Origin of the sequence: Paracoccus sediminis (assembly GCF_900188295.1) — a bacterium.
GTDB lineage: Bacteria > Pseudomonadota > Alphaproteobacteria > Rhodobacterales > Rhodobacteraceae > Paracoccus > Paracoccus sediminis.
On record NZ_FZNM01000037.1, the window covers coordinates 1 to 1,871 of the forward strand.

The following is a 1,871-nucleotide window of genomic DNA, read 5'->3' on the forward strand; positions in this document are numbered from 1 at the left end:
CCGGAACTCTCTCATCGGCATCAGATGCCTGCTGCTCGAGAACGGAACCGACCACATAGTGACTGACCGCCCGGAGCGCCCAAACAGCGTGCTTCGGACCAAAGCCCGCCGCGCAGAGAAAGCGTATTTGTGTCTCGGCAGCGCCAAAATTCGGTTCTGTCGGTCGAGTGCCGGCATGGATGCGCGCCCCGTCGCGATAATAGAGCAACGCCGTTCTGAAACTCTGGGCGTTCTCTTTCAGGAATAGCCGCCAGTCTTCGTTCTCTTCGGGTAGCGAGCGGGTGTGGCGTTCCGTCAGCATTGCCTCGGCCAGTGCGTCAAGCAGCGCGCGCTTGTTCTGGAAATGCCAGTAAAGCGCAGGCTGCTGAACCTTGAGGCGTTCAGCGAGCTTTCGCGTCGTCAGGTTGTCCATGCCAACCTCGTTCAGCAGCTCCAGCGCCGCTGCGATCACGGTGCCCTTGTCCAGTTTGGTCATTCACGTTCCTTCGCCAACGCTTGACAATTTATCACCGATAAGTTCTATGTCCATGTCCTTATCATTGATAAAGTCGCTCGCATTGAGCGGCGCTGGAGTTTCAGGTGCGCAGCTCTGCCATCATCGCCCTGCTGATCGTCAGTCTCGACGCCATGGGACTCGGCCTCATCATGCCGGTCCTTCCGACGCTTCTGCGCGAGCTTGTGCCGGCGGAGCAGGTCGCTGGTCACTATGGTGCTTTGCTGTCACTCTATGCGTTGATGCAGGTCATCTTCGCGCCCGTGCTTGGACAATTTTCAGATGCTTACGGTCGGCGTCCGGTGCTTCTGGCTTCCCTTGCGGGGGCCGCAGTCGATTACACGATTATGGCATCAGCGCCGGTCTTATGGGTGCTCTATATCGGCCGGCTCGTCTCCGGCATCACGGGCGCAACCGGAGCTGTAGCTGCCTCAACCATTGCGGATTCGACGGGGGAAGGTTCTCGCGCACGCTGGTTCGGCTACATGGGGGCCTGTTATGGGGCAGGCATGATTGCCGGGCCAGCACTTGGTGGTATGCTCGGTGGTATTTCTGCCCATGCTCCGTTTATCGCCGCTGCCCTTCTCAACGGCTTCGCGTTCCTGCTAGCCTGCATTTTCCTCAGGGAGACTCGTCGCGGCGATGGCGAGACCGGAAAGCCGGTTCGCATCAAACCATTCGTTCTGTTCCGGCTGGATGATGCATTGCGCGGGCTAGTGGCCCTTTTCGCAGTTTTCTTCATTATTCAACTGATCGGCCAGGTCCCTGCGGCCCTATGGGTCATATATGGCGAGGATCGTTTTCAGTGGAACACCACGACCGTTGGCTTGTCGCTCGCGGCGTTTGGAGCAACACACGCGATTTTTCAGGCGTTTGTTACCGGCCCTCTTTCAAGCCGGCTTGGAGAACGGCGCACGCTACTGTTTGGCATGGCTGCGGATGCGACTGGCTTCATTCTTCTGGCTTTTGCCACGCAGGGATGGATGGTGTTCCCGATTTTGTTGCTGCTTGCCGCCGGAGGTGTTGGCATGCCGGCCTTGCAGGCAATGCTTTCAAACAATGTCAGCAGTAACAAGCAAGGAGCTTTACAGGGAACGCTTACAAGCCTCACCAATCTAAGCTCTATCGCGGGACCGCTTGGCTTCACGGCACTCTATTCTGCCACCGTAGGAGCATGGAACGGTTGGGTTTGGATTTTCGGCGCGATCCTCTATTTAATATGTCTGCCAATACTACGCAGACCTTTCGCAACTTCATTGTGATTGAGTCATGGCGAATTGGTATGCGTAGACTTACGAGAAATGACGGATTAAATCCGTTGAGCAATCATCTCCTTTCGGGGCGAGTGCCAATGATGACCTTAGTTCACACTCTCGCT

The 1,871-nt window shown here is 56.7% G+C and carries 2 protein-coding genes; one reads left to right on the forward strand and one right to left on the reverse strand.

The annotated features are described in order from the left end of the window. The coding region (gene tetR / locus CHB77_RS17880) for a tetracycline resistance transcriptional repressor TetR (RefSeq protein WP_089389473.1) at positions 1-475 on the reverse strand (475 nt) is incomplete at its 3' end. A gap of 104 nt (positions 476-579) precedes the next feature. Here tetR and tet(G) point away from each other — a divergent pair. Next, positions 580-1,755 carry a tetracycline efflux MFS transporter Tet(G) gene (tet(G), locus tag CHB77_RS17885; RefSeq protein WP_024353491.1) on the forward strand — a complete coding sequence of 392 codons (1,176 nt, stop codon included), beginning with the start codon at positions 580-582 and terminating at the stop codon, positions 1,753-1,755. Positions 1,756-1,871: the final 116 nt, after the last annotated feature.